Origin of the sequence: Nocardioides jishulii (genome assembly GCF_006007965.1) — a bacterium.
GTDB classification, from domain to species: Bacteria; Actinomycetota; Actinomycetes; order Propionibacteriales; family Nocardioidaceae; genus Nocardioides; species Nocardioides jishulii.
Window position 1 is genome coordinate 2,835,743 of record NZ_CP040748.1, and the last position, 25,506, is coordinate 2,861,248.

Annotated in this window: 24 protein-coding genes; 9 read left to right on the forward strand and 15 right to left on the reverse strand. The window is 71.1% G+C overall.

Annotated features, from left to right (window positions below):
* Positions 1–132 precede the first annotated feature (132 nt).
* Genes FCL41_RS13480 through FCL41_RS13500 form a run of 5 tightly spaced genes read left to right on the forward strand, consistent with a single transcriptional unit; the run spans position 133 to position 5,312 of the window.
* On the forward strand, positions 133–1,341 hold the full coding sequence (locus FCL41_RS13480; RefSeq protein ID WP_137065140.1) for a proline-rich domain-containing protein: 1,209 nt from the start codon (positions 133–135) through the stop codon (positions 1,339–1,341).
* Positions 1,338–1,955 carry a DUF4129 domain-containing protein gene (locus FCL41_RS13485; RefSeq protein ID WP_137065139.1) on the forward strand — a complete coding sequence of 206 codons (618 nt, stop codon included), beginning with the start codon at positions 1,338–1,340 and terminating at the stop codon, positions 1,953–1,955. Before FCL41_RS13480 ends, FCL41_RS13485 begins: the two co-directional genes overlap by 4 nt.
* The gene (locus FCL41_RS13490; protein WP_137065138.1) at positions 1,952–3,052 is read left to right on the forward strand and encodes a DUF4350 domain-containing protein; all 1,101 of its coding nucleotides are present in this window, start codon (positions 1,952–1,954) and stop codon (positions 3,050–3,052) included. Before FCL41_RS13485 ends, FCL41_RS13490 begins: the two co-directional genes overlap by 4 nt.
* Entirely contained in the window at positions 3,049–4,026 is a 978-nt protein-coding gene (locus tag FCL41_RS13495; protein WP_137065137.1) for an AAA family ATPase, read from the forward strand. Before FCL41_RS13490 ends, FCL41_RS13495 begins: the two co-directional genes overlap by 4 nt.
* On the forward strand, positions 4,023–5,312 hold the full coding sequence (locus FCL41_RS13500) for a DUF58 domain-containing protein (protein WP_137065136.1): 1,290 nt from the start codon (positions 4,023–4,025) through the stop codon (positions 5,310–5,312). Before FCL41_RS13495 ends, FCL41_RS13500 begins: the two co-directional genes overlap by 4 nt.
* 26 nt (positions 5,313–5,338) lie before the next feature.
* Here FCL41_RS13500 and FCL41_RS13505 read toward each other — a convergent pair whose 3' ends face one another.
* Positions 5,339–6,334 (reverse strand): stage II sporulation protein M, encoded by a 996-nt coding sequence (locus FCL41_RS13505; protein ID WP_137065135.1) that lies wholly within the window; start codon positions 6,332–6,334, stop codon positions 5,339–5,341.
* Between the two features lie 38 nt (positions 6,335–6,372).
* Between FCL41_RS13505 and FCL41_RS13510 the strand changes: the two genes are divergently transcribed.
* A complete protein-coding gene (locus tag FCL41_RS13510; protein ID WP_137065134.1) occupies positions 6,373–7,188 on the forward strand; it encodes an RDD family protein in 816 nt (271 codons plus the stop codon).
* Positions 7,189–7,191: 3 nt separating this feature from the next.
* Here the strand turns inward: FCL41_RS13510 and trmB are convergent, their stop codons facing one another.
* From trmB to FCL41_RS13555, 9 genes are all read right to left on the reverse strand, one after another.
* Positions 7,192–7,914 carry a tRNA (guanosine(46)-N7)-methyltransferase TrmB gene (gene trmB, locus FCL41_RS13515; protein ID WP_239021646.1) on the reverse strand — a complete coding sequence of 241 codons (723 nt, stop codon included), beginning with the start codon at positions 7,912–7,914 and terminating at the stop codon, positions 7,192–7,194.
* Between the two features lie 22 nt (positions 7,915–7,936).
* Positions 7,937–9,202 (reverse strand): threonine ammonia-lyase IlvA, encoded by a 1,266-nt coding sequence (ilvA, locus tag FCL41_RS13520; RefSeq protein WP_212723068.1) that lies wholly within the window; start codon positions 9,200–9,202, stop codon positions 7,937–7,939.
* Positions 9,203–9,303: 101 nt separating this feature from the next.
* Complete coding sequence (gene tuf, locus FCL41_RS13525) at positions 9,304–10,497, reverse strand: elongation factor Tu (RefSeq protein ID WP_137065133.1); 1,194 nt, start codon at positions 10,495–10,497, stop codon at positions 9,304–9,306.
* A gap of 69 nt (positions 10,498–10,566) precedes the next feature.
* Positions 10,567–12,681, reverse strand: coding sequence for an elongation factor G (gene fusA, locus FCL41_RS13530; RefSeq protein WP_137065132.1), 2,115 nt, complete (start codon positions 12,679–12,681; stop codon positions 10,567–10,569).
* Positions 12,682–12,759: 78 nt separating this feature from the next.
* Positions 12,760–13,230 (reverse strand): 30S ribosomal protein S7, encoded by a 471-nt coding sequence (gene rpsG / locus FCL41_RS13535; protein ID WP_137065131.1) that lies wholly within the window; start codon positions 13,228–13,230, stop codon positions 12,760–12,762.
* Complete coding sequence (gene rpsL, locus FCL41_RS13540; protein WP_011757353.1) at positions 13,230–13,604, reverse strand: 30S ribosomal protein S12; 375 nt, start codon at positions 13,602–13,604, stop codon at positions 13,230–13,232. Before rpsL ends, rpsG begins: the two co-directional genes overlap by 1 nt.
* A gap of 149 nt (positions 13,605–13,753) precedes the next feature.
* Positions 13,754–15,016 carry an MFS transporter gene (locus FCL41_RS13545; protein WP_170970197.1) on the reverse strand — a complete coding sequence of 421 codons (1,263 nt, stop codon included), beginning with the start codon at positions 15,014–15,016 and terminating at the stop codon, positions 13,754–13,756.
* Between the two features lie 8 nt (positions 15,017–15,024).
* Positions 15,025–15,462 (reverse strand): MarR family winged helix-turn-helix transcriptional regulator, encoded by a 438-nt coding sequence (locus FCL41_RS13550; protein ID WP_212723067.1) that lies wholly within the window; start codon positions 15,460–15,462, stop codon positions 15,025–15,027.
* Positions 15,463–15,573: 111 nt separating this feature from the next.
* A complete protein-coding gene (locus tag FCL41_RS13555; protein WP_137065128.1) occupies positions 15,574–17,055 on the reverse strand; it encodes an NCS2 family permease in 1,482 nt (493 codons plus the stop codon).
* Between the two features lie 81 nt (positions 17,056–17,136).
* Between FCL41_RS13555 and FCL41_RS13560 the strand changes: the two genes are divergently transcribed.
* Positions 17,137–17,448 carry a DUF2530 domain-containing protein gene (locus FCL41_RS13560; protein ID WP_239021647.1) on the forward strand — a complete coding sequence of 104 codons (312 nt, stop codon included), beginning with the start codon at positions 17,137–17,139 and terminating at the stop codon, positions 17,446–17,448.
* A gap of 22 nt (positions 17,449–17,470) precedes the next feature.
* On the opposite strand, the gene FCL41_RS13565 is transcribed toward FCL41_RS13560, so the two are convergent.
* From FCL41_RS13565 to FCL41_RS13580, 4 genes are all read right to left on the reverse strand, one after another.
* Positions 17,471–18,232: a DUF3027 domain-containing protein gene (locus tag FCL41_RS13565; protein ID WP_239021648.1), complete on the reverse strand. Its 762-nt coding sequence runs from the start codon at positions 18,230–18,232 to the stop codon at positions 17,471–17,473.
* A 19-nt stretch (positions 18,233–18,251) separates the two neighbouring features.
* Positions 18,252–18,647: a cold-shock protein gene (locus tag FCL41_RS17655; protein WP_137065126.1), complete on the reverse strand. Its 396-nt coding sequence runs from the start codon at positions 18,645–18,647 to the stop codon at positions 18,252–18,254.
* Positions 18,648–18,764: 117 nt separating this feature from the next.
* Positions 18,765–19,862: an FHA domain-containing protein gene (locus FCL41_RS13575; RefSeq protein ID WP_137065125.1), complete on the reverse strand. Its 1,098-nt coding sequence runs from the start codon at positions 19,860–19,862 to the stop codon at positions 18,765–18,767.
* Between the two features lie 83 nt (positions 19,863–19,945).
* On the reverse strand, positions 19,946–20,719 hold the full coding sequence (locus FCL41_RS13580; RefSeq protein ID WP_137065124.1) for a PP2C family protein-serine/threonine phosphatase: 774 nt from the start codon (positions 20,717–20,719) through the stop codon (positions 19,946–19,948).
* 58 nt (positions 20,720–20,777) lie between these two features.
* On the opposite strand from FCL41_RS13580, the gene FCL41_RS13585 reads away from it, so the two are divergent.
* Both FCL41_RS13585 and FCL41_RS13590 read left to right on the forward strand, forming a co-directional pair.
* Entirely contained in the window at positions 20,778–23,081 is a 2,304-nt protein-coding gene (locus tag FCL41_RS13585; protein ID WP_137065123.1) for a helicase-associated domain-containing protein, read from the forward strand.
* A gap of 59 nt (positions 23,082–23,140) precedes the next feature.
* Positions 23,141–24,775, forward strand: a complete 1,635-nt coding sequence (locus FCL41_RS13590; RefSeq protein WP_137065122.1) for a DNA repair helicase XPB — start codon at positions 23,141–23,143, stop codon at positions 24,773–24,775.
* A gap of 3 nt (positions 24,776–24,778) precedes the next feature.
* On the opposite strand, the gene FCL41_RS13595 is transcribed toward FCL41_RS13590, so the two are convergent.
* Positions 24,779–25,501, reverse strand: a complete 723-nt coding sequence (locus FCL41_RS13595; protein ID WP_137065121.1) for a GntR family transcriptional regulator — start codon at positions 25,499–25,501, stop codon at positions 24,779–24,781.
* Between the last annotated feature and the right edge of the window lie 5 nt (positions 25,502–25,506).

Below are 25,506 nucleotides of genomic sequence, written 5' to 3' on the forward strand. Positions count from 1 at the left end.
AGGTGTTGACGCACCCCGGCACCCGCCGGAGCAACTTGCCAATCTTGACAGACTTCTCCGTCAAGTTCCAAATCGTCCGTCAAGCTCGACGATCCCGGCGTGGCAAGCGGCCCGACCTGCTTGGATGACGGCATGGCCGGACATGAACAGACTCCCCCATCCGACCCCTCCGACGCCAATCGCGGTTGGGCGGCACCTGGAGACCCGGCCACCGCGCAGGGCGGGCAGGCCCCCGGTTGGTCCGGCCAGGCCGGCCAGTCCCCCTACCCGCAGCCCGGGTATGGCCAGGTGCCGCCCTCGTACGGACTGGTGCCACCGTCGTACGGGCAGGTTCCGCCCTCGTACGGCCAGGTCCCCCCGTCGTACGGGCCACCGGCCCAGTTCGGCACCCGGCAGGCGGCGCACAAGCCGGGGGCGGTCCCGCTGCGTCCGTTGGGCCTGGGCGACCTCCTCGACGGTGCCGTCAAGATCGTGCGGATCAACCCCGGCGCGACGATCGGCGCCAGCACCCTGCTCGGCGCGGTGGCCATCACGGTGCCGGCGGTCGTCAGCACGGTCTTCGGCCTCGGCGGAAGCCTCGACCTGCTGGTCTCCGAGGACTCCACCTTCGTCAGTGACTCCGACGTCATGGGCCTCGTGCTCACGGGCCTGTCCTGGGTCTTCGGCCTCCTTCTGCTCAGCTTCGGCGGCGTGTACGTGCAGGCGATGGTCGCCCACACCGTGCAGGCCGCCGCGATCGGCCGCACGCTCACGTTGGCCCAGGCCTGGGCGGCCACCCGCGGGCAACGCGCGCGCCTGCTCGGCCTGGCCCTCCTGCTCGGACTGATCGGCAGTGCCCCGGTGGCGGTCTTCGTCGTCGTGGTGGCGCTCTTCGCCAGCAGCGGGATGTTCGGCAGCGCCCTGGCCCTGGCCCTCGTGGTCATCCCGGTCCTGATCGCGGTCTACGCCTGGTACTTCGTGAAGGTCTACACGCTCTCCGTGCCGGCCCTGGCCGTCGAGGACCTGCGTCCGCTCGCCGCGATCTCGCGCGGCTCCCGCCTGTCCCGGGGGCACTTCTGGCGGATCCTGGGGACGGTCCTGCTCGTCTCCATCCTGGTGCAGATCGCCCTGTCGTTGATCACGATGCCGATCGGCTTCCTCGCGGTGGTGCCGCCCCTCGCCGGCGCCTCGGAGGCGACCACCCTCGTGTCCCTCGTGGCTGTCCAGGCCCTCACGCTCCTCATCACCACGTCACTGAGCGTCCCGGTGATGGCTGCGGTCGCCGCGCTGCTGCACCTCGACATGCGCATCCGCCACGAGGCCTACGACGTCGAGCTCCTCACCCGGTCCACCTCGTCGTGAACGCGTGGCAGCTCCCACTGGCGTGGGAGGAGGACGAGGCGCGCTCGCTGCTGCGTCGTGAGCTCCTGAAGCCCGAGTACCAGGACTCCGACCTGCTCGGCCGCATGATGCGTTGGCTGGAGAGACTCTTCGCCTCCCTGCTCGGCGACGCCGTGAGCATGCCCGCCCTCTCCTACGTGGCCATCGGGGTGGTGGTCCTCCTGCTGGCCCTGGCTGTCGTGCTCACGGTCAGCCGATGGCGCCGCGCCGGCGCCGTCACGGCGCCCACCACGACCTCGGTGCTCGCCGAGCGGGTCAGCGCCGACGAGCTGCGTGCCCGGGCCGAGGCCGCGCTCACCGCCGGTGACGCGACGGCGGCGGTGGTGGAGGCCTACCGCGCCCTGGCCGTCCGGCAGGTGGAGCGGCGGCGCATCGACGACGTGCCGGGAGCCACCGCCCACGAGGTCGGCGAGATGCTGGCCGCCGCTCTCCCCGAGCACGCCGCCCAGGTGCGCGAGGCCGCGACGCTGTTCGACCTCGCGCTCTACGGCGAGCACCCCGCGACGGGTGAGCAGGCGCATACGCTGCTCGCCCTCGACGACCTGCTTGCCGGCCGCGTCGGGGTGCCGCGATGAAGCGCCGCGGCACCCGCGCGGGATGGGTGATCGGTGCGGTCGTGGCGGCGAGCCTCCTCGCCGCCGTGCTCCTGCGTCCCGACGACGCCCGCACCTCTGCACCGTTGGACCCCCACAACCCCGCCCCGTCCGGAGCCCAGGCCGTGGCGCGCGTCCTGGCCGACGAGGGCGTCGAGGTGGTCGTCGCGCGCGGCCGCAGCTCCCTCGAGGACGTCACCGTGGACGCCCGAACCACCGTCCTGGTCACCTCGACCGAGGAGCTCGGCGCCAGCACGGTGGAGCACCTGCGCTCCCACGCCGGCGCAGGCGACCTGGTGCTGGCGTCGCCGCCTCCCGGGGTCGTCGACCTCTTCGGCGAAGGTCTCGACGCGCTCACCCAGTCGCACGGCCCCACCGACGCCTCGTGCGACGACGCGGTGCTGGGCCGGCACCGGCTGCAGGTCGATGAGGCACTCGTCTTCCCGGGTCCCGGCTGCTTCCCCGTGGACGACGGGGTGCTGCTGGCCCAGGTGGGCGAGCGCGTGCGCTTCCTCGGGGCCGCACAGCTGTTGACGAACGAGCAGGTCACGACCTCCGGCAACGCCGCCGTGGCCCTCTCGCTGCTGGGGTCGACCGGACGCCTGGTCTGGTACGTCCCCGACTCCGCCGACCTGTCGCCCTCCGAGCTCGGCGGGCTGGACGCTGCCCTGCCGCCCTGGATCGGGCCGGGCCTGTGGATCCTGGTGCTGACCGGCGTCGCCCTGGTGCTGTGGCGCGTGCGCCGCCTCGGCCCGCTGGCCGTCGAGCCGTTGCCGATCCCGGTGCGAGCCATCGAGTCCGTCGTCGGGCGAGGCCGCCTCCAGCAGCGCTCCGGCGACCGTACGCACGCCGCCGGCGTGCTGCGCACCGCCGCCCGACGGCGGATCGGCGAGCACCTCCAGGTGCCTGCGGACCGGGTGGAGGACCTCTGCCTGGTCGTCAGCCAGCGCAGCGGCCGCCCCCTCCCCGAGGTCCGGGCGCTGCTCACCCCCGACTCCCCCGCCCCCACGTCCGACACCGCCCTGGTCCGCCTGGCCCAGGAGCTCACCGCACTCACCGAAGAGGTACGCACACGATGAACGACGCCGAGCAGCACCAGGCCCGGGAACGCCTGACCCAGGTCCGCGCCGAGGTGGCGAAGGTGGTGGTCGGGCAGGACGCCGCCGTCTCCGGCCTGCTGGTGGCGCTGCTGTGCGGCGGCCACGTCCTGATGGAAGGGGTGCCGGGCGTCGCGAAGACGCTGCTGGTGCGCACGCTGGCCCAGGCCCTGTCGGTCGACACCCGACGGGTGCAATTCACGCCCGACCTGATGCCGGGCGACATCACCGGCTCGATGGTCGTCAACCAGTCGAACGACGGCGCCCGCACCGAGCTCACCTTCCGCGAGGGCCCGGTCTTCACGCACCTGCTGCTGGCCGACGAGATCAACCGCACGCCCCCGAAGACCCAGTCGGCCCTGCTCGAGGCGATGGAGGAGGGCCAGGTCTCCGTCGACGGCGTGACCCGGCCGCTCCCCCGCCCCTTCCTGGTGGCGGCGACCCAGAACCCGATCGAGTACGAGGGCACCTACCCGCTGCCCGAGGCCCAGCTCGACCGCTTCCTGCTCAAGGTGGTGCTGCCGGTGCCGGAGCGCGACGACGAGCTGGAGATCCTCACCCGCCACGCCGCGGGCTTCGACCCGCGTGACCTGCCCTCCGCGGGCGTACGACCGGTGGCCGGCCCCGCCGACGTGCTGGCGGGCGCAGCGGCCACCGCCGCCGTGTTGGTCTCCCCCGAGGTGGTCGCCTACGTCGTCGACATCGCGCGGGCCACGCGCCGCTCCCCCTCGCTGCAGGCGGGCGTCTCACCGCGTGGAGCCACCGCCCTGATGCGGGCCGCCCGGGCGTGGGCCTGGCTCAACGGGCGCGACTTCGTGACGCCGGACGACGTCAAGGCGCTGGCCCAGGCGACGCTGGCCCACCGCCTCACGTTGCGCGCCGAGGCCGAGCTCGAGGGTGTCGACACCGCCACCGTGCTGGCGAGCGCGCTGGGGTCGGTGCCGGTGCCCCGATGACCCTGACCGGACGCGTCCCCCTGCTGCTCCTGCTCGGTCTGGTGCCGGTGGTGCTGCGCCCCGACGCGCTCACCGTGTGGCTGTGGCTGGCGCTGGTGGCAGTGCTGGTGGCGGTCGACGTCGCCCTGGCTCCGTCGCCGGACGCTCTCGAGGTGGTGCGGCGACCGGTGGAGCCGGCCAGGCACGGCGCACCGACGTCGACCACCCTCGTGGTCACCCACCGCGGCCACCGCAAGGCCCGGGGACTGCTGCGCGACGCCTGGCAACCGACTGCCGGAGACGCCGAGAACCGCCATCGCCTGCGGCTGGCCCCGCAGGAGCGGGTCCTGCTGACGACGGACCTGCTGCCCACCCGACGCGGGACCCTGCGCGCACTGGGCGTCACCGTCCGACTCCTGGGGCCGCTGGGCCTCGCGGCACGGCAACGGACGTACGCGGTGCCCGGAGAGCTCAGGTCGTTGCCCCGCTTCGACTCACGCAAGCACCTGCCCTCCCGTCTGGCACGCCTGCGCGACCTCGACGGCCGCTCCGCGGTGCGCGTGCGCGGCGCCGGCACCGAGTTCGACTCGCTGCGCGACTACGTACGCGGCGACGACGTGCGCTCCATCGACTGGCGCGCCTCCTCACGCGCGCGCAACGTGGTGGTCCGTACGTGGCAGCCCGAGCGGGACCGACGGGTCGTGCTGGTGCTCGACACCTCGCGCACCTCGGCGGCCCGGATCGACGACGTGCCGCGCCTGGACGCGGCGATGGAGGCGGCCCAGCTGCTCGCCGCACTCGCCTCCCGCGCGGGAGACCGGGTCGACATGGTGGCCGGTGACCGCGTCGTACGCCGTCGCCTGCGCACCTCGGGGCCGGGGGCGGTGGGCGAGGTCGCCCGCGCGCTGACCGACGTGCATCCCGAGATCGTGGAGGCGGACTGGCGTTCCCTCGCCTCGGCGGTCACCCAGCTCGGACGCCACCGGGCGCTGCTCGTGCTGCTGACGCCGCTCGAACCCTCTGCCGTCGAGCTCGGGCTGCTGCCGGTGCTGGGCCCGCTCACCCGGCACCACCGGGTCGTCGTGGCGTCGGTGCGCGACCCCGAGCTGGTGCGCACCGCACGTCAGGCTGACGACGCCGAGTCGGTCTGGGCAGCCGTCGCGGCCGAGCAGGTGCTGGCGCGGCGTACCCACACCGAGCGGATGCTGCGCGCCCTCGGGGTCGACGTGCTCGACGTCGACGCCGAGCACCTGGCCCCGGCGCTGGCCGACCACTACCTCTCGTTGAAGGCCCGCGGGCTCCTCTGAGCGGTGCGGCACTGGGGCAGGGAGGGTCAGGCGCGGCTGGCCACCCGGTCCTCGAGGTGGCGGGCGTCGACGTCGCCGTCCTCCCCCTGGGCGGCCGCGCGCCTGCCGACGACGAAGACGTAGCCGAAGAAGACGACCTCTGCGAGCACGCCGATGGCGAGTCGTCCCCAGGTCGGCAGGCCCGAGGGGGTCACGAAGCCCTCGATGACACCGCTGACCAGGAGCACCACGACGAGCCCCAGGGCGATGGTCGCGGCCGTACGCCCCTCCCGGGCGATCGAGCGGGCACGGGTCAGGTCCTTCGGCTCGATCCAGGACCAGAAGAGCCGCAGGCCCGTGCCGGCGGCGACGAAGACCGCGGTCAGCTCCAGGAGGCCGTGCGGGAGCAGGAGCCCCCAGAAGTGGGCGCCGTGGTCGTAGCGGTGCATGATCGCGCCGATCACCGCCAGGTTCGCGATGTTCTGGAAGAGCAGCCAGAAGACCGGCACCCCGAGGATGCCCAGGGCGATGCAGAGGGCCGAGACCCAGGCGTTGTTGACCCACACCTGGGCGGCGAAGTGCGAGGAGGCCGGCTCGGTGTAGTAGTTCTCGAAGTCGTGGGCGACCAGGGCGTCGATCTGCTCCTGGCTCATCATCGACTGCTCCACCGACGGGTGGTGGTAGAGCCACCACATCATCAGGCCGGCGACCACGACGTTGCCGACGAGGGCCCCGAGCCACCAGTACCGCAACCGGTAGAGGGCGGCCGGGAAGCGGTGGGTGAAGAAGTACGCGACTCCGGCCACGGTCGAGGTGCGTGAGGCCAGGGCGCGGCTGCGCGCGTTGGTGAGGAGCACCGACAGGTGCTGGACCAGCGCCGGGTCGGGGCTCTGCGCCCGGACCGCGGAGAGGTGGGTGCCGACCTGCTGGTAGAGGTCTGCCAGCTCGTCGGCCTCGGCCCCGGTGAGGCGACGCCTGCGGGTCAGGGTGTTGAGCCGTGCCCACTCCGCCCGATGGGCCACCACGTATGCGTCCAGATCCACGGCCCCCACCCTAGGGCCGGCCCTATGCTGGGGCTGCCATGTCAGCCAATCTCGAGCACGCCGCCCTCACCGTCGACGACACCGTGACTGGTGAGGCGGTCGCCATCGACCTGCCCGCGGCCGGCATCGGGGTCCGACTCACCTCGGGGATCATCGACGTGGTGTTCACGTCCTTGGTCCTCGCGGCCTGCGCCTTCCTCTTCCTGCTGGCCTCCTCCCCCCTGAGCGCGGCCTTGGTGCAGCTGGCGGTCGTGGCGGTCTCGGTGGTCGCACTGCTCGTGGTGCCCACGACGGTCGAGACACTCTCGCGCGGGCGCTCACCGGGGAAGTGGGTGATGGGCCTGCGCGTCGTACGGGAGGACGCCGGTCCGATCACCGCGCAGCACGCCTTCGTGCGCGCCCTGGTCGGGGTGGTCGAGATCTACGCCCTCGGGGGCGCCCCTGCCCTGCTGTCGGCCCTGTGCAACACCCGCGGCAAGCGCCTCGGGGACTTCGCGGCCGGGACCTACGTGGTGCGCGAGCGCTCCCGGCTCACCCTGCCCGTGCCACCCCCGATGCCGCCCGACCTCGCCGCGTGGGCACAGTCCGCCGACGTCGCCGCGCTGCCTGCCGACCTGGCCCTGGGCGTACGTCAGTTCCTCGCTCGCGCCAGGACGCTCTCGCCCCAGGCACGAGCCACGACCGGCACCGCCCTGGTGGAGCAGGTGATGACGCGCGTGGCCCCGCCTCCTCCGCCGGGCACGCATCCCGAGGCGTTCCTGAGCGCCGTGATGGCGGAGCGCCGCGAACGCGACCTGGCCCGCCTGCACCGCGAGCAGGCCACGCGCGAACGTCTCAACGCCGCCGCACGCTGAGGCTCAGACCCGGCGGTAGGTCAGGTCGGTGATCTCGCGGTCCTTGGCGAGGCCCTTGCGCTCGAACTTGGTGACCGGTCGGGCGTCCCAACGCGGGACGACACCACCGGTGAGCAACGGCTCGGCGTCGAGCACCTCGATCATCTGCTCGGCGTACGGCGCCCAGTCGGTGGCCAGGCGCCACAGTCCGCCCACCTCCAGACGCTCGGCGACGACGTGCGCGAAGGAGGGAGTGACCAGACGACGCTTGTTGTGCTTCTTCTTGTGCCACGGGTCGGGGAAGAAGGTCCAGAACTCGTGCACCGACCCCGGGGCGAGCAGGTGCTCGACCAACCAGGCAGCGTCGACGGAGCAGAAGCGCACGTGGTCGGCACCGGCCTCGGCCACGCGCCACAGGCCGTCGGCCACGCCCGGGACCCAGACCTCGAGCGCCAGCACGTTGACCTCCGGACGCGCAGCGGCGAGCGCAGCAGTCGCCTCCCCCACGCCGGGGCCGATCTCGACCACCAGCGGCGCCTCACGGCCGAACCAGGAGGTGAGGTCGAAGTCCGGGGCGTCGACCGCCTCGTCGGGAATGACCCATGCGTCGGCGTGGGCCTCCCACGACTCGGCCTGCTTCGGCGTGACCCGGGCACCGCGGCGGGTGTAGCTCAGCACCTCACGCATCCTGCGACCGTCGTCGGTCATCTTGAAGTGGGGGCGTGCGGGGCGTACGGAGTCAGACACGAGGAGCCAGTCTACGTCGGGCTCAGAGGAAGAACGTGAAGAGCGGTGACCCCGGCGGCACCTGCTCGATCTGCATGGGGCTGGCCTCCATGCGCTTGAGCAGGCCGGTGATCCGGTTGGCCTGGTCGAGCTCGATGCCCACGAGTGCCGGACCGGTCTCGCGGTTGTTCTTCTTCACGTACTCGAAGAGGACGATGTCCTCCCCCTCGCTCAGCACCTCCTCGAGGAAGTAGCGCAGGGCGCCGGGCTCCTGGGGGAAGGTGACCATGAAGTAGTGGCGCAGGCCCTCGTGCAACAACGACCGCTCGACGATCTCTGCGTACCGGCTCACGTCGTTGTTGCCCCCGGAGACGACGCAGACCACGGCCTCGTCGGCCGGGACGGTGCCCGCGAGGCTGAGTGCGTACGTGCTGGCGAGCGCGCCGGCCGGCTCGGTGATGATGCCGTCCACCTGGTAGAGCTCGAGCATCTCGGTGCAGGTCGCCCCCTCCGCCACCGTGACGACCTCGTCGACGAGGTCGCGCACGACCTGGTAGGTCAGGCTGCCGACCGTGCCGACCGCGGCGCCGTCGACGAAGGTGTCGACCGTCGGCAGGCGCACCGGCCCACCGGCAGCCAGCGCCGCCGTCATGCTGGCCGCGCCGGCCGGCTCCACCCCGACCACGCGCACACCGGGGTAGCGCTCCTTGAGCCAGGTCGCCATGCCCGAGACCAGTCCCCCGCCACCGAGCGGCACGACCACGGTGTTCACCCGGAGACCGGCCTCGCGGGCCTGCGTCATCACCTCGACCGCCACCGACCCCTGACCGAGGATCGTGGCGGGGGCGTCGAAGGGGTGGATGAAGACGGCACCGGCCTCGTCGGCGTGCTGACGGGCGGCGTGCCCGGCCTCGTCGTACGTGGACCCTGTCACCACGAGCTCGACGTCGGGGCCACCGAGGGCGAGGATGCGCTGGCGCTTCTGCCGCGGGGTGTTGCTCGGGACGTAGATGCGGCCCTTGATGCCGAGGCGGGCACACGACCACGCCACGCCCTGGGCGTGGTTGCCCGCGGAGGCGCAGACGACGCCGCGGGCACGCTCGCCGGCGTCGAGCGCCTGGATCGCGTGGTAGGCGCCGCGGACCTTGTAGGACCGGGCGATCTGTCGGTTCTCACGCTTCAGCAGGACCGGGGCACCGATGAGCTGGCTCAGCCGGGGCGACGGCTCGAGCGGGGTGGTGTGCACGATGTCGGCGAGCACCTCGGCAGCGGCCTCGACACGAGCGGCGGTCAACTGTTCTGAAGTCACCGAAACAGCGTAGGACCCGGACGATCCGGAGACCCAACCGGGGAGAAATGCACTGCGGCCCCGGACCAGTGGTCCGGGGCCGCAGCAGGTGGTTCAGAACGTCACTTGATGATCTTCGTGACGCGGCCGGCACCAACGGTGCGGCCACCCTCGCGGATCGAGAACTTGAGGTTCTCGTCCATGGCGATGGGCTGGATGAGCTCGACAGTCATCTCCGTGTTGTCGCCGGGCATGACCATCTCGGTGCCCTCGGGGAGGGTCACGACGCCGGTCACGTCCGTCGTACGGAAGTAGAACTGCGGGCGGTAGTTGTTGAAGAACGGGGTGTGACGGCCACCCTCCTCCTTCGACAGGATGTAGACCGAGGCCTCGAAGTCGGTGTGCGGGGTGGTGGTACCCGGCTTCACGACGACCATGCCCCGCTCGACGTCCTCGCGCTTGGTGCCACGGAGGAGCAGACCGACGTTCTCACCGGCCTGGCCCTCGTCGAGCAGCTTGCGGAACATCTCGACACCGGTGACGGTGGTCTTCTGCGAGGTCTCGCGGATGCCGATGATCTCGACCTCCTCGTTGACCTTGACGATGCCGCGCTCGATGCGACCGGTGATGACGGTTCCACGACCGGTGATCGTGAAGACGTCCTCGACGGGCATGAGGAAGGGCTTGTCGGTGTCACGCTCGGGCTGCGGGATGTACTCGTCCACAGCCTTCATGAGCTCGCGGATCGAGTCGGCCCACTTCTCGTCGCCGTTCAGCGCCGGGAAGGCAGCGATACGAACGACCGGGACGTCGTCGCCCGGGAACTCGTACTCGTTGAGGAGCTCGCGCACCTCCATCTCGACGAGCTCGATGAGCTCCTCGTCGTCGACCATGTCGCACTTGTTGAGAGCGACGACCATGGCCGGCACGCCGACCTGGCGGGCCAGGAGAACGTGCTCACGGGTCTGCGGCATGGGGCCGTCAGTCGCGGCAACCACCAGGATCGCGCCGTCCATCTGCGCAGCACCGGTGATCATGTTCTTGATGTAGTCAGCGTGACCCGGGCAGTCGACGTGGGCGTAGTGACGCGCCTCGGTCTGGTACTCGATGTGGGCGATCGAGATCGTGATTCCACGCTGACGCTCTTCGGGGGCCTTGTCGATGGAGTCGAACGGCGACGCCTCGTTCAGGTCCGGGTAGGTGTCGTGCAGCACCTTGGAAATCGCCGCGGTCAGCGTCGTCTTTCCGTGGTCGATGTGACCGATGGTGCCGATGTTGACGTGCGGCTTGGTCCGCTCGAACTTCGCCTTAGCCACTGTGGGCTCCTCCTGTTGTTGTTACTTGACTCGTGATGGGGTTTGGTGCAGCCGAGGATCCGTGCGAGGTCACTCGCCGCGAACCTTCTTGATGATCTCGTCGGCGATGTTCGAAGGAACCTCGGCGTACGAGTCGAACTCCATCGAGTACGAGGCCTGGCCAGAGGTCTTGGACCTCAGGTCGCCAACGTACCCGAACATCTCGGACAGCGGCACAAGAGCGCTCACGACGATGTCGCCGTGGCTGGTCTCCTGCGCGCGGATCTGGCCACGGCGCGAGTTCAGGTCGCCGATGACGGTGCCGAGGAACGAGTCCGGCGTGGTCACCTCGACGGCGAACATCGGCTCGAGCAGCACGGCCTGGGCCTTGTGCGCGGCCTCCTTGAAGCCCTGCAGACCAGCGATCTTGAACGCGAGCTCCGAGGAGTCGACGTCGTGGTAGGCGCCGTCCTCGAGGGTCACCTTCACGTCGACCATCGGGAAGCCGGCCTTGACGCCGAACTGCATGGCCTCCTGGGCACCCTGGTCGACCGAGGGGATGTACTCCCTCGGCACGCGGCCACCGCTGACGGCGTTGACGAACTCGTAGCCTGCACCGAGACCGGTCTCGGGGTCGATGTTCGGCTCGATCGACATGACGATCTTGGCGAACTGACCCGAACCACCGGTCTGCTTCTTGTGCGTGTAGCTGTGGTTCTCCACCTTGCGGCGGATGGTCTCGCGGTAGGCCACCTGCGGCTTGCCGACGGTCGCCTCGACGCGGAACTCGCGCTTCATGCGGTCGACCAGGACCTCGAGGTGGAGCTCGCCCATACCAGCGATGATGGTCTGGCCGGTCTCCTCGTCGGTCTTGACGGTGAAGGTCGGGTCCTCGTCGGAGAGGCGCTGGATCGCGGTGCCCAGCTTCTCCTGGTCGCTCTTCGTCTTGGGCTCGATGGCGACCTCGATCACCGGAGCCGGGAAGGTCATCGACTCGAGCACGACCGGCTTGGCGTTGTCGGACAGGGTGTGACCGGTCTTGGTGTCCTTGAGACCCATGACAGCCACGATCTGGCCGGCGCCCACCGCCGCGATCTCCTCACGCTTGTTGGCGTGCATCTGGTAGACCTTGCCGATGCGCTCCTTGCGGCCGTTGCTCGAGTTGAGCACGGTCGAACCGGCCTCGAGCTTGCCCGAGTAGACGCGGACGAAGGTCAGCTTGCCCAGGTGCGGGTCGGCGGCGATCTTGAACGCCAGCGCGGCGAGCGGCTCGTCGTCGTTCGGCTGACGCAGGACCTCGGTCTCCTCGTCGTTCGGCTTGTGGCCGACGATCGCGTCGATGTCGAGGGGCGACGGCAGGAAGTCGACGACGGCGTCGAGCAGGGGCTGGATGCCCTTGTTCTTGAACGCGGTGCCGGTGAGGATCGGGTTGATCTCGCCAGCCAGGGTCGCCTTGCGGATCGCGGCCTTGAGCTCGGCGACGGTGAAGTCGTCACCGTTCTCGAGGTAGCGCTCCATGAGCTCGTCGTCGGTCTCGGCGACGGTCTCGACGAGCTTCTCGCGCCACTCGGCGGCCTTGTCGGCCAGATCGGCGGGGATCTCCTCGACGACGTAGTCGTCACCCTGCTGGGTCTCGCCACGCCACGTGAGGGCGCGCATCTCGACCAGGTCGACGACGCCGGCGAAGTCGCCCTCGGCGCCGATCGGCAGCTGGAGGACGGCCGGGGTGGCGTTGAGCTTGTCGACGATGGTGCCCAGGACGCGGTAGAAGTCAGCACCCGTGCGGTCAAGCTTGTTGACGAAGCACATGCGCGGGACCTGGTACTTGTTGGCCTGGCGCCAGACGGTCATCGACTGCGGCTCGACACCGGCGACACCGTCGAAGACGGCGACTGCGCCGTCGAGGACGCGGAGCGAACGCTCCACCTCGACGGTGAAGTCGACGTGCCCGGGCGTGTCGATGATGTTGATCTGGTGGTTGTTCCACCAGCAGGTGGTCGCAGCAGAGGTGATCGTGATGCCACGCTCCTGCTCCTGCTCCATCCAGTCCATCGTGGCCGCACCCTCGTGGACCTCACCGATCTTGTAGCTGATGCCGGTGTAGAAGAGGATGCGCTCAGTCGTGGTGGTCTTGCCGGCGTCGATGTGCGCCATGATGCCGATGTTGCGAACCTTGGTGAGGTCCGTGGTGATTTCAACGGCCACTGAAAGTCAGTTCCTTAGGAAGTTGCGGTTGGTGGGAGCGGGGGCGCACGCGGCACATGCTACGTACGCCCCGCGACGTCACCAGCGGTAGTGGGCGAAGGCCTTGTTGGACTCGGCCATCTTGTGCGTGTCCTCGCGCTTCTTCACAGCGGCACCGAGGCCGTTGCTCGCGTCGAGGATCTCGTTCATGAGGCGCTCGGCCATCGTCTTCTCACGACGGTCGGCGGCGTAGCCCACGAGCCACCGCAGGGCCAGGGTGGTCTGGCGGTTCGGCTTGACCTCGATCGGCACCTGGTAGGTGGCGCCACCGACACGGCGGGACTTGACCTCGAGGGCGGGCTTGACGTTGTCGAGCGCGCGCTTGAGGGTCAGCACGGGGTCGGTGCCGGTCTTCTCACGGCAGCCTTCGAGGGCGGTGTACACGATGCGCTGGGCAACCTGCTTCTTGCCGTCCTGGAGGACCTTGCTGACCAGCTGGGTGACGATCTGCGACCCGTAGACGGGGTCGACGACGATCGGACGCTTCGGGGCGGGACCCTTGCGCGGCATCAGCTCTTCTCCTTCTTCGCGCCGTACCGGCTACGAGCCTGCTTGCGGTTCTTGACACCCTGGGTGTCAAGGGTGCCGCGGATGATCTTGTAACGGACACCCGGAAGGTCCTTCACACGACCGCCGCGCACGAGCACGATCGAGTGCTCCTGGAGGTTGTGGCCCACGCCCGGGATGTAAGCGGTGACCTCGACGCCGGACGAAAGGCGCACGCGGGCGACCTTGCGGAGGGCGGAGTTCGGCTTCTTCGGGGTGGTGGTGTAGACGCGAGTGCAGACGCCACGGCGCTGCGGCGATCCCTTGAGGGCAGGCGTCTTGTTCTTGGACACCTTGTCCTGGCGGCCCTTGCGGACCAACTGCTGAATGGTGGGCACCTGGTGGTTCCCCTTCTGTCTTTTCCTCACGGCCCTGCACGGTGCTGGGCTCGGGGTGATGCGTTGTTGCTTGTGCCTGAAAATCAGCGCGGCACACAGACATGAAGGCCGGGCACGCGCAAGGGTCTGGGCATACCAGACACGAGGACTCAGGCTACTCGCTTCGCCACAACAGGGTCAAAACGAGGAACGGGCCGCCGGAGCAGCACCGTACGGACAGCGACTGCGGCGACCACGCCGAGCACCGTCACCGCTCCCCCGAGCAGGAGGGTCCAGCGGGCGCCGAGCGCCTCACCGACCCAGCCGAGCAGGGGCGCCCCCAGCGGCGTGCCGCCCATCATGACCATGAGGTAGAGCGCCATCGCACGCCCACGGACGGCGGCATGGGTGTTGACCTGCATGTAGCCGTTGGCGCTGGTGATCAGCGTCAGCGCCGTGACGCCCAGCACCGGGCACATCAGCGCGAAGGTCAGGTAGGTCGGCAACGCTCCGGCGATCGTCACCGCGACGCCGAAGACCACGGCCGAGACGACGACCGTACGCAGCGTGAACTCGGCCCGACGGGCGGCGACCAGGGAGCCGGCGAGTGAGCCGACCGCGAGGAAGGAGCCGAGCAGGCCGTACTCGGTGGGCCCCTTGCCGAAGACCTCCGTCGCCATCAGCGCCGAGGTCATCTGGAAGTTGAGCCCGAAGGTGCCGGCGAAGAAGACGACCGCGAGCACCAGCAGCAGGTCGGAGCGATGGCGTACGTAGCTGATCCCCTCGCGCACCGCTCGCAGGCCCTTCGCCGCCACGTGGGCAGGCTCGGCCAGGCGCGAGGTGTCCAGGCGCTGCAGCGTCATCACCGGTGCGACGTAGCTGACGGCGTTGAGCAGGATCACGCAGCCGGTGGCCACCACGCCGCCACCCCAGGCGGCGATCAGCACGCCCGCCAGGCCGGGGCCGACCAGGCGTGCAGCGTTGAAGGAGGCCGAGTTGAGGCCGACGGCGTTGGTGAGGTCCTCGGGCTCCACCATCTCCGACACGAAGGCGTGGCGGGCGGGCGAGTCGAGGGCCGAGGCGACACCGAGGACCAGGGCCAGGACGTAGACGTGCCAGATCTGCGCGGTGCCGGTGACGGCCAGCAGCCCGAGGATGAGCGCGGGCACCGCCATCATGACGTTCGTCAGCTGGAGGACGCGGCGCTTCGGCAGCCGGTCGGCCACCAGGCCGGCGAAGGGCCCGAGCAGCAGGAACGGCAGGAACTGCAGACCGGTGGTGATGCCCAGCGCCGCGGCGCTGTTGCCGGTGAGCAGCAGGATCAGCCAGTCCTGGGCGACGCGCTGCATCCAGGTGCCGACGTTGGAGACGACACCACCGGCGGCGTACAGGCGGTAGTTGGGGTTGGCGAGGGATCGGAACGTGGGGCTCAAGCGTGTTGTCAGTCTTCCTGCGCGAGGCGTTGGAGGATCGGGGCAGCCCGGTGCAGGGCCTCCCGTTCGTCGGAGGTGAGGTCGCCGAGGCGGCTCGCCAGCCAGGCGTCACGCCGCTCACGGTCTGCCAGCAGCACCCCACGCCCGGAGTCGCTCAGCGACACCACGGCGATGCGGCCGTCGGTGGGGTGGGCGTTGCGGACGACGTGGCCGTCCTTCTCCAGGCAGTTGACCGTGCGGGTCATCGACGGCGGCTGGACCCGCTCCCAGGCGGCGAGCTCGCCCAGCGTCATCTCGCCGTGGCGGTTGAGTGCGGCGAGCACGGCCATCGCCGGGATCGAGACCTCGTTGTCGGGGTGACGCTCACTGGCGAGGCGTCGGCGCAACCACATGACGGCCGACCTCAGGTCGGCGGCCAGCGCTGCGGAGTCGTCAGGGGTGCCCATCTGTTTAGCGTAAGTCATTACCTGCGCTAAGTATTCCCGTCGGCGCACTCGCGCCCGAAATTGCTCGAAGGCCCGCCACGCAGGTGCGTGGCGGGCCTTCGAGCGGTGGGGTCAGTTGATCAAGGAGTTGATCGGCGCATAGGCGAAGTAGATGACGAACAGCGCGGCCACCAGCCAGAGCAGCGGGTGGATGTCGCGCACCTTGCCGACCACGACCTTGATCAGGACGTAGGCGACGAAGCCGGCGCCGATGCCGGCGGAGATCGAGTAGGTGAACGGCATCACGACGATGGTGAGGAAGGCCGGGATCGCCAGCTCGAGGTCGCGCCAGTCGATCTCGGTCACCTGCTGCATCATCAGGAAGCCGACGAGGACCAGGGCCGGCACAGCGGCCTCGGAGGGGATGGCGCGCACCAGCGGGGTGAAGAACATCGCCAGCAGGAAGAAGGTGCCGGCGAAGACCGACGACAGACCCGTGCGGGCTCCTTCACCGACGCCGGAGGCCGACTCGATGTAGGAGGTGTTGGAGGAGACGCCTGCTGCGCCACCGGCCATCGCGGCCAGCGAGTCGACGATGAGGATGCGCTGGCTGTGCGGCGGGATCCCGTTCTCGTCGTTGAGCCCGGCCTCGGCGCCGATGGCCGTCATGGTGCCCATGGTGTCGAAGAAGTCGGCGAGCATCAGGGAGAAGACGAGCAGGACCGCGGCCAGGATGCCACCCTCGACGCTCGAGAAGGCCCCGAAGAGGTTGACCTCGCCCAAGGTGGAGAAGTCGGGCATCCCGACGATCTTGCCGTCCACCGACGGCACGGTCAGCGACCAGCCGCCGGGGTTGGTGCTCGCATCACCGAGCTTGGCGATGGCCTCGACGATCACCGCGAGCACGGTCGTGATGACGATGGAGATGAGGATCGCGCCCCGGACGTTGCGCACCCACAGGGCGATCATCAGCAGCAGGCCGAAGACGAAGACCATCACGGGCCAGCCGAAGAGGTGGCCGTCGACGCCGAGCTGGACCGGGACGGTGGTCGTGAAGGAGTCGGGGATGCGCGTGACGAAGCGGGCGTCGACGAAGCCGATCAGGGCGATGAAGAGGCCGATACCGACCGAGATCGCGACCTTCAGCTGCTGGGGCACCGCGTGGAAGACCGCCTTGCGGAAGCCGGTCAGCACCAGGACCAGGATCACGATGCCCTCGAGGAGCACCAGGCCCATGGCGTCGGCCCAGGTGGACTGACGGGCGATCGAGTTGGCCACGAAGGCGTTGAGCCCGAGACCAGCGGCGAGCGCGAGCGGGAAGTTCGCCGCAGCGCCCATGAGGATGGTGAGCACGCCAGCCACCAGGGCGGTGCCGGCAGCGATGGCGGCGAGACCGCTGCCGGGCGTGCTGTCACCACCGAGGAACATGCCCTCGGAGTCGGGCACGAAGCCGAGGATGAGCGGGTTCAGCACGATGATGTAGGCCATCGTCAGGAAGGTGACCAGGCCACCTCGGAATTCCTGGCCGACGGTCGATCCGCGTTCGGTGATCTTGAAGAAGCGATCGAGGCCACCGGGGGCGGCAGTCGCTGGGGAGTCGACGTTATTGGTCACGGGCGATCATTTTGCCACGGCGCCCGGGCCCCCGCTGCATCGAGTCAGAATCCGTGCACGTGGGGTTGGTAGGTTGCCCCTGTGCACGACGAGCAGAAGCCTGACCACGGAATTCTCAACGTGGCCGAGGTGCAACCCCTGGACGTCGACGGCGTACGTGCCGTCGAGATCGGCACCGCTCTGTGGGCGGTGGCCTTCGTGGCGCTGCTGCCCTTCTGGTCGTCGCTCGCCGAGAGCGGCCGCCTGTGGTGGCTGTGGACCTGCACGACCGGGTTGGCGCTCGGTCTCTTCGGCATCGAGTACTGCCGACGCCGTCGTGACCGTGCTCCCCAGGAGTCACCCTCGCGCCCACCCGCACGAGGCGGGGGCGGCGGGCGCCGACGCGCCCGCTGAGCAGACCCAGAAGGTCGAGAGCTCAGAAGGTCTCGAGGTCGACGGTGAAGCTGTCGAAGGCGTGCTCGGGAACCGGCACCGGCTGCTGCTTGCGCGCCAGCTTGACCTCGGAGTGGGCACCGCACCCGTGGTCGTACGTCACCACGCGGCCGTCGTCGTTGGCGTTGCCGTTGCCGCAGACGCCGAACATCTCCGAGAGTGACCCCGCCAGACGCACGAGGAAGCCGCACGACCAGCACGACTGCGGCGCCGACTTGGCGATGGGAGCCTCGGGGCCGCCGTCACCGTCGTGCCACCGCTGCGCGGCCATGTCGCGGCCCTCGACCGAGAGCGTGCGCACCCGGCCGAGACCGAGGTCGGCGGCCACGCCCTTGATCTGCTCGCGGTCGGCCTCGTCGACGTCGTCGCCCACCAGGTAGGTGGGCACGAGGCGGGGGTCGTCGTCGTCGACGGGGAGCAGGTCGCCGGGCGAGAGGTCTCCCGGCTGGAGGCGCTCCTTGTAGGGGACCCAGTGCGGGGCGACGATCGCCGTCTCACCGGGAAGGAGCACGACCTCGTCGACCGTGATCCGGTGACCGGAACCGCCGGCGATCGTGACGGCCCACTGCCAACCGACGTAGCCGGGGTGGGTGCACGTGAAGACGTGGGTGAGCGCGCCCTCCTGCTCGACGTGGGAGGTCACGTGCTCGCCGACCTGGTCGGCGGACACCTCCTCGAGCAGGGCGGCCCGTGCGACGTCGACAGCGTCGGCGAGCGCGGGGTCGACTGCGATGGTGGCGTTCACGCGACAGATCCTCTCACGTTCAGCGGTCCAGCTCGTCGGCCAGGGCGCGGAGCAGCTTGGCGGTCGGGCGGGCGGTCTTGGGCTCGGGATGGCGGCCGTGCCGGTAGCCCTCGCCCAGGTTGTCGAGCAGGCGGATCAGGTCCTCGACGATCGTGACCATCTCCTCGGGGCTCTTGCGCGAGGCGTTGCGCTGGTTGCGCGCCACGGAGGTCGGCGGGTCAAGCAGCCGCACCTGGAGCGCCTGCTCACCTCGACGGCCCTGCGCAATGCCGAACTCGACGCGCGCGCCGTTCTTCAGCGTGGTGACGCCCTCGGGCAGGGCGTCGGCGTGCACGTACACGTCCGGGCCGCCGTCGTGGGACAGGAAGCCGAACCCCTTCTCGGGGTCGAACCACTTCACCTTGCCAGTCGGCACTTCGCCCACCCTCCTCGTACCGGCCGCACCCCACGGCGCGACGTCACGGCAAGGGTAGGACCTGAGCGGGGACAGGGCCACTCCGTCGCCTGTGCGCCGTCGGCCTCCGGCGCAGGGTCACGGCCGGCGGACCTCGATGGTCACTCCGTCACCGAGGTCGATGACCGCCCCCGGGAGCAACGAGACCGGCGAGCCGGGGCGCAGCTCCTGCGAGGAGAGTCCGGGCTGGGCCACCACCGTGCCGTTGGTGGAACCGAGGTCGGTCACCACCGCCGTCCCCAGGTCGATGCCCTCACCGGGACGGATCTCCACGTGGGTGCCGGAGACCTCCTGGTGGGGACTCGGCACCGTGACGAGCCGGGCGCCGGGACTGCCCGCCCGTGCCGTCGGCCCACGACCGATGAGCAGAGGACCGTCGACGGGCAGGGTGGCGCCGTGGTTGAAGACGAGCATCGCGACGGCCCGGTGCGTCGGTGTGGCGAGGGCCTCGGGGACATCGGCGGGCTCCTCGTGCGAGACGCCGAACCCGAGCACACTCAGGCCGCCCTCCTCGAGGGGCAGGTGGTCGGTGATCTCCTCCTGCCAGTCGGGGGCCAGCGGCACCGCCGAGAGGGGGACGGTCTCCAGCCGCTCCTCCTCGTACGCAGGCGGGGAGGTCTTGGCTCGAGACGCAGGCGGGGCGACGGGCGCAGGCGGGGCGACGGGCGCAGGCGGGGCGACGGGCGCGGCCGTGCGCGCTGGCGGCACCTCCCGGGTCGGGACGGGGGCGCTGGGCTGCTCCGGGACTCGCCCCCAGGTCAGGCCCCCGACACGGGCGAGTCCAGGACGCAGCACCGTGCGCTCCAGCGGGTCGCCGGCGACCTCACCGGGCAGCTCGGCGACCAGGGCGACGAGACCCGTGAAGGAGTCCTCGGCCCAGAGCCGGCCGGGGGCCGCGACCCGCACCTGACCCTCGGGCGTGTGGGCGGTCACCACTGCCTCGCCGCGGACGAGGACCCGGGCCCGGTCGCCGTCCGTCTCGACGAGGACGAAGGCGTCCAGTCGGGACAGCCCGTCGACGAGCAGGGCGTCGAGCACTGCCACCAGGCCGGCCCCGTCGTCGATGATCGGCCACAGCGCGACGGCGCGGGCCCGCTCCTCGGCGGGCAGGACCAACGTCACCGACTCACCGGCGACCCCGATCCACTGCCCTGCCCACGCGCTGCGGACGGACACTCCTGCTCCCTCGACCCGATCCACCGTGCTCTCCCCACGAACGTCTGGGTGGTCGTGCACCAGCTCCACGACCACGTCTTTCCTCATCCCACCACATCGACGACGAGCGCCGTCGCGTTGTCCGTCCCCCCTGCGGACAGGGCGGCCCGGACCAGGGCCGTGGCAGCGTCCTGCGGACGGGGGTGGGTGGTCACCGCGGTGAGCGCCGCCAGGTCGTCGGCGCCGACGAGTCCGCTCACCCCGTCGGAGCACAGGAGGAGCCGGGGAGCCGCGACCAGGGGCACGTCGTGGAAGTCCGGCTCCGGCACGTCGCGACTGCTGACGGCCCGGGTGACGACGTGGCGCTCGGGATGCACCCTCGCCTCCTCGGGCGTCAGCTCGCCGCGCGCGACCAGCTCGGCGACCACCGAGTGGTCGGCGGTGAGCGCCTGGGTGTCGGCGGGCAGGACTGCGTAGGCCCGGGAGTCGCCCACGTGGGCGACCAGCCACGCCGGGCCACCGGGGCCACGCACCAGGAGCCCGACGACGACCGTCGTACCGGCGTACGAGATGCGCGAGTCGTCGTCGTGGCGCTCGACGTGGGCCCGGAGCCGTGACTGGGCCTCGACGAGTGCCGCGAGGACGGCCTCGCGGCCTTCGGCTGCCGTGAACTCGCGCCCGCCCAGACGGGCGAGTTCCTCCACGACGAGACGGCTCGCGACGTCACCGCCGGCGTGCCCGCCCATGCCGTCAGCCACCGCGAAGACCGGGGACTCCGCCACCCAGGCGTCCTCGTTGACCGCGCGGACCAACCCCACGTGGCTCGCTCCCGCGTGCCGCACGCGGAGCGCCGAACCGTCACCCACCTCAGACGTCATGTGCTGTCCTGCCTCGACCGGGCCCCCGGGCAGGGACTCTCCGAGTAGCGTAGGAGGGATGTCCGACACGCTGCACCTGCCGCCCCCGCCCGAGGGGTCGACCGCGCCTGCCCGGACCCTCTCGGAGCACCTGCGCGCCTGGCCGGACGAACGGTTGGCCCACCTCTTCACCGTGCGCCCCGACCTCGGCAGCCCGGCCCCCCAGGACTCCGCCCAGGTCGCGTCGCGCGCCGGCACCCGGGCCTCGGTGCTGCGCGCGTTGGACGACCTCACCCGGCTCGAGCTCGCGGTGCTCGATGCCGCCGTCGTGCTCGGCCACGCGACGCGCGAGGAGCTGCTCGCGGTGGTGCGCGCGGACCCCGCGAGCGCCGGCGCCGCGCTCGACCACCTGATGTCCATCGCCCTGGTCTGGCCCTCGACGAGTGGGCTGCGCGCCCTCAACGGCGTCGCGGACGCGCTGCGCGGTGACACCTCCAGCGGTGTCAGCGGACTGCGCCCCGTGCTCCCCCACGCCCTCAGCCGCGACCAGGCCGTCGAACGGGTCGCGGCCCTCTCGGCGCCCGCCCGCGCGCTGCTCCAGCACGTGGCCGACAGCGGCGGGGAGGCGACCACCGGTCGCGCCCGGACTCCCCGCTCTCCCGAGGAGGCGACCACGCCCGTCGAGGAGGTGCTGGCGCACGGGCTGCTCGTGGCCAACCAGAACGGGACCTTCCACCTCCCGGGTCAGGTCGGCCTCGCACTGCGCGGCGGCACCACGACCGAGGAGCCGTGCGACGACGTACCGCCGCTGGCGACGAGCCAGCGTGACCCCGCCCTGGTGGACCGGGTCGCGGCGGGCGCCGCGTTCGAGTTCGTACGCCGCACCGAGCTGCTGCTCGACCACTGGGGCCAGCACCCGCCCACCGTGCTGCGCAGCGGAGGCCTGGGCGTGCGCGACCTGAAGGCAGTCACCACCGAGCTCCACCTGGACACCCACGAGGCGGCCCTCGTGCTCGAGGTCGCCGTCGCCGCCCACCTGCTCGCCGAGGGCCCGGACGCCGACGGCGTGACCGCGTGGCTCCCCACCCACGCCTTCGACGCGTGGAGCGCCTCGGAGCCAGAGCAGCGCTGGCTCACCCTGGCCAAGGCGTGGTGGACCACCCCACGACTGGCCGGTCTGGTCGGCACCAAGGACCCGGCGGGCCGCACCCGCAACGCGCTCGCACCCGACGCCTCCAGCGTCTTCGCCCCCGAGGCCCGCGCCATGGCGCTGCGCGAGATGGTCGCGCTCGCGCCGGGCGAGGCCCTTGCCCCCGGGACCGGACTGCCCTCCCTGGTGGCGCGCATCACCTGGTTGCGCCCGCGCCGCCCGCGCACCCGTGACGAGCTCGTCGTCTGGGCGGTGGCCGAGGCGGCTGCGCTGGGGCTCACCGGCATGGACGCGGCCGCGTCGTACGCCGCTCCCTTCCTGACCCAGGACCACGCCGCTGCCGCCGAGGCCCTCGCCCCGTTGCTGCCGAGCGCCGTCGACCACGTGCTCGTGCAGGCCGACCTGACCGCTGTCGCCCCGGGGCCCCTGACCGCGGAGCTGGCCCGCACGCTGCACCTGGTCGCCGACGTGGAGTCGCGCGGCGGGGCGACCGTCTACCGCTTCACCCCGGCCTCGATCCGTCGGGCGCTCGACGCCGGGTGGTCGGCCGCAGAGATCCACGCCTTCCTGGCCGAGACCTCCCGCACCCCCGTGCCGCAGCCCCTCACCTACCTCGTCGACGACGTGGTGCGCACCTTCGGGACGGTCCGGGTGGGCCACGCCGAGTCGTTCCTGCGCGCCGACGACGAGCAGGCCCTGACGGAGCTGCTCCACCACCCGCAGGCCGCCTCGTTGCAGCTGCGCCGACTGGCCCCGACCGTCCTCATCTCCACCCTCCCGCTCGACCTCCTGCTCCCCCGGCTCCGCGAGCTGGGCCAGGCCCCCGTGGTCGAGGCCGCCGACGGCACGGTGCACGTCGCCCGACCTGACCTGCAGCGGGCGCGCACGCCGCGTACGTCACCGCCCGCCGCGACCCGTGCCCGCGAGGCCGCGCGGGTCAGCGCCGTCGTGGCCGCCGTCCGCGCCGGGGACCGCGCGGCCGAGGCTGCCCCCGCACGCTCGGCCACGGCCACCACCCCCACCTCGGCGTTGCAGGTGCTGCGGGAGGTGATCGAGACGTCGGGCACCGTGCTGATCGGCTACGTCGACAACCACGGCACGACGACCGAGCGCATCGTCGACCCCCGGCGCCTCGAGGGGGGCCAGCTGACGGCGTACGACCACCGCAGCGAGGACGTGCGCGGCTTCTCCGTGCACCGGATCACCGCGGTCACGCCCCTGCCCGCGACCTGAGCCCGCGTCACCAGCGTCGTGGAGTCGGGCCGCGTGGTCCGTGCCCGTAGGATTCCGGGGTGAACGACGGCCCCCTGATCGTGCAGTCCGACAAGACGTTGCTGCTGGAGATCGACCACGAGCGCGCGCAGGACTGCCGACGGGCGATCGCCCCCTTCGCGGAGCTGGAACGCTCCCCCGAGCACGTGCACACCTACCGCCTGACCCCGCTCGGGCTCTGGAACGCGCGCGCCGCCGGCCACGACGCCGAGGAGGTCGTGCACACGCTGCTGGAGTACAGCCGCTACGCCGTGCCGCACGCGCTCCTGGTCGACGTCGCCGAGACGATGGCGCGCTACGGCCGGCTGCGGCTCGAGAAGCACCCCTCCCACGGACTCGTCCTCACCAGCACCGACCGCCCGGTGCTGGAGGAGGTGCTGCGGGCCAAGAAGATCAAGGGGATGCTGGGTGAGCGGCTCGACGACGACTCGGTGGTGGTGCACCCCTCCGAGCGCGGCAACCTCAAGCAGGCGCTGCTCAAGCTCGGGTGGCCAGCCGAGGACTGGGCCGGCTACGTCGACGGCGAGGCCCACGCCATCGACCTCGCCGAGGACGGCTGGGTGCTGCGCGACTACCAGCGTGACGCCGCCGAGTCGTTCTGGCACGGCGGCTCGGGGGTCGTGGTGCTGCCGTGCGGTGCGGGCAAGACGATCGTCGGCGCCAGCGCCATGGCGCACGCGAAGGCCACCACCCTGATCCTGGTCACCAACACCGTCTCGGCGCGCCAGTGGAAGGACGAGCTGGTGCGCCGCACCACGCTCACCGAGGACGAGATCGGTGAGTACTCGGGCGCCGTCAAGGAGATCCGCCCGGTCACGATCGCGACCTACCAGGTGCTGACGCTGCGTCGCAAGGGCACCTACCCGCACCTGGACCTGCTGGACGCCCGCGACTGGGGCCTGATCATCTACGACGAGGTGCACCTGCTGCCCGCCCCGATCTTTCGGATGACCGCCGACCTGCAGGCCCGTCGGCGCATCGGCCTGACCGCCACCCTCGTGCGCGAGGACGGTCGCGAGGGTGACGTCTTCTCGTTGATCGGACCCAAGCGCTACGACGCCCCGTGGAAGGACATCGAGGCGCAGGGCTGGATCGCGCCCGCCGACTGCGCGGAGGTGCGCGTCTCGCTCACCGATGCCGAGCGGCTGACGTACGCCGTCGCGGAGAACGAGGACAAGTACCGCCTCGCTGCCTGCACCCCGGCGAAGCTCGCGGTCGTACGACGTCTGGTGGAGCTGCACTCCGAGCAGCCGACGCTGGTGATCGGCCAGTACATCGACCAGCTCGACGAGATCGCGGAGATGCTCGACGCCCCCGTCATCAAGGGCGACACCTCGGTGAAGGAACGCCAGCGGCTCTTCGACGCCTTCCGCTCGGGCGAGCTCTCGTTGCTCGTGGTGAGCAAGGTGGCCAACTTCTCCATCGACCTCCCCTCGGCCGAGGTCGCCATCCAGGTCAGTGGCTCCTTCGGGTCACGACAGGAGGAGGCGCAGCGTCTCGGCCGCTTGCTGCGGCCGAAGGACGAGGGCAAGTCCGCGCACTTCTACACGCTTGTCTCGCGTGACACCGTCGACGCGGAGTTCGCCGCCAACCGGCAGCGCTTCCTCGCCGAGCAGGGCTACGCCTACCGGATCGTCGACGCCGGCGACCTGTGAGGGTCAGCTCGAAGGGCCGAGCTGGAGGTAGAGGGTGTGCCGGTCGCTGCGGTAGGCCGAGCGTGACACCTCCACCACGCGCTCGCCGTGCAGCGCGCGCCGCGAGACCCGCAGCACCGGAGCCGGGGAGTCGGCACCGATGTCGAGCAGGTCGCGCTCCTCGTCGGTGGCGAGGTCGGCCCGGATCGAGTCCTCCGACCAGGTCGGGCGCAGACCCCGCCTGCAGAGCGCCTCGTACAGGCTCTCGGGCATGACGCTGTCCAGCACGCCGGGGAGGACGTCCGGGGCGAGGTAGACGTCCTGGATGCAGATCGCCTCGCCTCCGGCACGGCGCAGACGGCGCCAGTGGATGACCGGTGAACCGGCCGCGACCTCCAGCGCCCGAGCCACGCCGGGCCCGGCCTGCTCCCTGCGGGCCAGCAGCGTGACGGTCTCGGCGACCTGGCCACGTCGGGCGACCGACTCGGTGAAGCTGGCGACGGGGGTGTGCGTGCGGCGCGGTCGGGCGACGAAGGTGCCGCGCCCGGGCATCCGCTCCAGGAGACCTTCGACCACCAGGGCGTCGAGCGCCTGACGCACCGTCATCCGGGCGACGCCGAACTGGCTCACCAGCTCGCGCTCCGACGGCGCCGGCGTCCCCGGCGCTGCCCCCTGGACGAGGTTGCGTACGTGCTCGCGCACGACGACGTGCTTGAGCTCGCGCGCTGTCTCGACGGTCTGTCCCACGCTCG

What these genes read in the sequence shown, in the direction of transcription:
- FCL41_RS13585 (WP_137065123.1), top strand. Translation starts at nt 20,778, where the DNA reads ATGTCCGACACGCTGCACCTGCCGCCCCCGCCCGAGGGGTCGACCGCG.
- FCL41_RS13490 (WP_137065138.1), top strand. Translation starts at nt 1,952, where the DNA reads ATGAAGCGCCGCGGCACCCGCGCGGGATGGGTGATCGGTGCGGTCGTG.
- rpsG (WP_137065131.1), bottom strand. Translation starts at nt 13,230, where the DNA reads ATGCCGCGCAAGGGTCCCGCCCCGAAGCGTCCGATCGTCGTCGACCCC.
- FCL41_RS13580 (WP_137065124.1), bottom strand. Translation starts at nt 20,719, where the DNA reads ATGACGTCTGAGGTGGGTGACGGTTCGGCGCTCCGCGTGCGGCACGCG.
- FCL41_RS13500 (WP_137065136.1), top strand. Translation starts at nt 4,023, where the DNA reads ATGACCCTGACCGGACGCGTCCCCCTGCTGCTCCTGCTCGGTCTGGTG.
- FCL41_RS13480 (WP_137065140.1), top strand. Translation starts at nt 133, where the DNA reads ATGGCCGGACATGAACAGACTCCCCCATCCGACCCCTCCGACGCCAAT.
- FCL41_RS13495 (WP_137065137.1), top strand. Translation starts at nt 3,049, where the DNA reads ATGAACGACGCCGAGCAGCACCAGGCCCGGGAACGCCTGACCCAGGTC.
- FCL41_RS13550 (WP_212723067.1), bottom strand. Translation starts at nt 15,462, where the DNA reads ATGGGCACCCCTGACGACTCCGCAGCGCTGGCCGCCGACCTGAGGTCG.
- FCL41_RS13510 (WP_137065134.1), top strand. Translation starts at nt 6,373, where the DNA reads ATGTCAGCCAATCTCGAGCACGCCGCCCTCACCGTCGACGACACCGTG.